Annotated in this window: 2 protein-coding genes; both read left to right on the forward strand. The window is 67.5% G+C overall.

Annotated features, from left to right (window positions below; all coding sequences use genetic code 11):
- The first annotated feature begins 483 nt into the window (after positions 1–483).
- Positions 484–3,363: a xanthine dehydrogenase family protein molybdopterin-binding subunit gene (locus JMF86_RS20390; RefSeq protein WP_011694739.1), complete on the forward strand. Its 2,880-nt coding sequence runs from the start codon at positions 484–486 to the stop codon at positions 3,361–3,363.
- Positions 3,360–4,044, forward strand: a 685-nt coding sequence (locus tag JMF86_RS20395; RefSeq protein ID WP_201317122.1) for a (2Fe-2S)-binding protein, incomplete at its 3' end; no start/stop codon positions are given. The genes JMF86_RS20390 and JMF86_RS20395, both read left to right, overlap by 4 nt.

Consider the following 4,044-nt stretch of genomic DNA (forward strand, 5'->3'; position numbering starts at 1 on the left):
TTGTTGAGCAGTCCGTTGAGCGATTTCACCCGGTAGCGGTAGACAAGAATCATGCACGTAATCCTAACCCGGGGAAGAAGCTGCCTGTCAACAGCACGCCTTTCCTCCCCGTTCTGAAGGACGGCGTTTCTCGGAGCAACTGATGAAAAACGGCGGCGGCGCGGGCCGCCCGGCGGCACCGCGCATTGCGTCGTGCGCGGTCGTCAGTCCCGGCTGCGAGCGGCTTGCGGATTCGGCGGCGCAAAGGCCGGTTCGTTGCGAACGGAACGATGTACGACGGCATCCGGCCGCACGCAAACGGCCAACGGATCGCCCCGCGACCACCCGCCGCAGCCCGGCTGAAACCCGTCATAAGAAATCCAATAAGTATTTCATGCGGGAAATACTATAGGCGATATATCAAAAACAATGCCAGAATGCGCGCCGCTCCGAACGCCGCGACACCCGATCGCCGTACGAGCCGCATCAGGAGGTTCTCCCCCAATGAAAAACCACGGCCTGTCACGGCGGGGTTTTCTGAAAGCCAGCGTGCTGGCGGGCGTCGCGGTGTATGTCGCGCCCATCGGCAGCCGCGCGTTCGCGGCGCTCTTCGAAGAAAAACTCCTCACCCCGGTCAAATGGGATAGCGTCACCGGCATCCCCCAATTCCGCATCGACGGCATCGCGAAGGTCACCGGCTCTAAAGTGTTCGCCCGCGACGTGCGCGCCGCCGACATGCCGCACTGGCCGCAGCAGCAGTCGCACGCGCTGATCCTGCGCGTCACGCAGGCCGACCGCACGTACGAAGGCTTCGACCTGTCGCTGCTCGGCGACGAGCTGAAGCCGGACCGCGTGGTCACGGCCGACGATCTCGCGCGCGACGGCGTCGCATTCCCGGCGTTCTACGGCGACGACATGCTGCTGCCGGCCGGCAAGACGCCCGCGTATCTCGGTCATGCGGTCGCGATCCTCATCTATCACGACTTCGCGCGTTTCCGCTTCGCGAAGAACGCGCTCAAGTTCCGCGACGACGTGATCCGCTACGGCGCGGTCACGGGCCCGCTCGAGCGCGATCCGTGGGGCACCTTCCGCTACGTGCGCGTGGGCGGCAAGACGGCCTATGACGACGACGTCTATTCGAGCCTGAAGGACGCGCCGATCTTCCCGAGCATGATGCGCAAGCACCTGCCGGTCTGGCCGGACGGCAAGGAGCACGGCAAGCTCGACGAGCAGGGCATGTTCCTCGCCGGGCAGATCGCGAGCGAGCTCGACCATCCGTCAGCCGACTGGCTCGTGTTCGACCGCGAATACAACACGCAGTCGGTCGATACGGCCGCGCTCGAACCCGACAACGCGAACTGCTGGTACGACGCCGCGACGCAGTCGCTGCACCTCGTCGTGCCGACGCAGTCGCCGCTCGAAGTGTCGGAGAATGCGGCCGCGATGGTCGCGAAATGCCGCTTCCCGGTGAAGAAGCTGTTCGTGCATACGTGCTACACGGTCGGCTACGGCTCGAAGGATCACTTCAACGTGCCGTTCTACGGCCTCGTCTGCGCACTGTACGCGGACGGCCGCCCGGTGCGTTTCGCGAACGACCGCTACGAGCAGTTCCAGACGTCGCTGAAGCGTCACGCGTTCAAGATGCATTACCGGATCGCGGTCGACCGCAATACGGGCCTGCTGCAGTCGTTCAAGGGCGAGTTCGAGGCGAACGGCGGCGGCCGCTCGAACTTCTCGCCGTCGGTCGCGATGGTCGGCGCCACCGCCGCGCAATCGATCTACTACTTCCCGAAGAGCGACCTCGCGGCCGTCGCGATCGCATCGCGTGTGATCGACGCCGGTTCCGCGCGCGGCTACGGCACGCTGCAGAGCATGGCCGCGACCGAGATGGCGGTCGACGAGATCGCCGCGCAACTGAACATCGACCCGATCGAGTTCCGTCTGCGCAACGCGCTGCGTTCGGGAATGAAGAACACGCAGGGGGCGATTCCCGCCGGCGCGCTGCGCGTCGACGAAGTGCTGGAGCGCGCGAAGCAGCATCCGCTGTGGACGCGTCGTGCCGCGCGCAAGGCGGAGTTCGAGGCCGCGCATCCGGGCAAGCGCTACGGCGTCGGCTTCGCGTGCGTGCAGAAGGATTTCGGCACGGGCGCGGAAGCGTCGTTCGCGAAGGTCGAGTTCGACGCGCACGGCAAGGTGTCGCTGCAGCACACGGCGGCCGAGATCGGCACCGGGATGTCGACGTCGCAGGCTGTCGCGGTCGCGAAATGGCTCGGCCGTCCGGCGACCGACGTGCGCGTGGCCGTGACCGAATGGCCGGACCTGCCGGTCGAGACGAGCGGCGACCCGTACCTGATGTCGCAGGCCGACCAGGATCGCCTGAGCGCGAACCCGCGCTGGTCGCCGGGCTATGCGTCGCCGTCGAGCGCGACGAACTCCGCGTACTACTTCACGCACAGCACGCGCGAAGCCGCGCGCGCCGTGTTCCGCTACGGGCTGTGGCCGGCCGCGATGTCGATCTGGACGCGGGGCTTGGGCGGCGGCCAGGCCGCGCCGTACACGATCCGCATCGAGGATGCACGCTGGGTCGACGGCAAGCTGACCGCCGACGGCCTCGAGCCGCTGACGTTCGAACAGCTCGCGAAGCAGGCGCATGCGCTCGGCCTGCCGACCGGCGCCGTCGTGCACGTGTTCAACCGCTGGCAATGGACCGACGCCGAATTCGAGGTAGGCGGCGCGGTCGAACGTCTGCCGATCGACGGGCTGTCGCTGCGTGTCGGCGCGCCGAAGGCGGGCGCCGACGACGGCCCGGTGCCGGGCACCGCCGCGCCGGCCGGCGCGACCGCGCTGCGCGGGACGCTGCCGCCGACCGCGAACGGCTACCGCGTGCTGGACCGCAAGCGCGTGTTCATCCCGCCGACGAGCCGCAACAACGCGGCCGTCACGTACTACACGGCGGTCGGCACGCTCGTCGAGCTGGCCGTGCACGAAGCGACCGGCAAGGTCGAACTGCTCACGCACCACTCGATCATGGAATGCGGCAACCAGATTTCGCCGCAGCTCGTGTCGGGCCAGTTGCAGGGCGGTCTCGCGATGGGCATCGGCCATGCGCTGCACGAGTACCTGCCGCTCTACGAGGACGGCCCCGGCAACGGTACGTGGAACTTCAACCGTTACCGGTTGCCGCGCGCGTCCGACGTCGCCGTCTGGACCCAAACGGGCGACGTGCTGCCGCCGCTGTCCGAGACCGATCCGCCGAAGGGTGTCGCCGAAGTGGTGATGATCCCCGTCGTCGGCGCGATCGTGAACGGCATCGCGCACGCGATCGGCCATCGTTTCACCGACCTGCCGGTGACCCCGCAAAAGATTCAGGAGGTGCTCGCATGACGACCGCCCAAACCGCGGCTTCGGCCGCGAGCGCCAGCGCGGCTGCGACCGCCGCTTCCGCACCGACCGCGGCTTCGGCCGCTCCGGCGTCCGCTCCGGCTGCGCCGGCATCGGCATCGGCTGCCGTCGAGCGTCCGCTCGTCCGGTTCCAGCAGAAGCCGCTGTCGGTCAAGATCAACGGCAAGGCCGTCGGCCCGATGCAGGTGCCGGAAGGGCTGATGATGATCGAGTTCCTGCACGAGTACGTGGGCCTCACCGGCTCGCGGCTCGGCTGCGGGCAGGGCATCTGCCACGCGTGCGTCGTGATCGTCGACCAGCCGGACGGCACGAGCGAGGAAATGCGCACCTGCATTACCGGCGCGCACTTCTTCCACGGCCGTTCGATCCGCACGATCGAAGGCCACGCGACGCGCAACGAAGCCGGCGAAGTGGTCGAGCTGTCGCCGATCCAGCAGAAATTCCTCGAGCATTTCAGCTTTCAGTGCGGCTATTGCACGCCGGGCTTCGTCAACGCGGCGACCGTGCTGATCGAACGCCTGAAGCGCGAGCCGGTCGCGAAGGCCGACGTGGAACGCACGATCACCGATGCGCTCGACGCGCACCTCTGCCGCTGCACGGGCTATGTCCGCTACTACGAAGCCGTCAAGGACGTGGTGCTGACGACGCCGGGACTCGTGAAGG

Source organism: Burkholderia sp. E168m15, from assembly GCF_016586105.1.
Taxonomy (GTDB): domain Bacteria; phylum Pseudomonadota; class Gammaproteobacteria; order Burkholderiales; family Burkholderiaceae; genus Burkholderia; species Burkholderia orbicola.

Bases quoted from the DNA above. Each gene is read 5' to 3' on its own strand.
- JMF86_RS20390 (WP_011694739.1), top strand. From the start codon at position 484: ATGAAAAACCACGGCCTGTCACGGCGGGGTTTTCTGAAAGCCAGCGTG.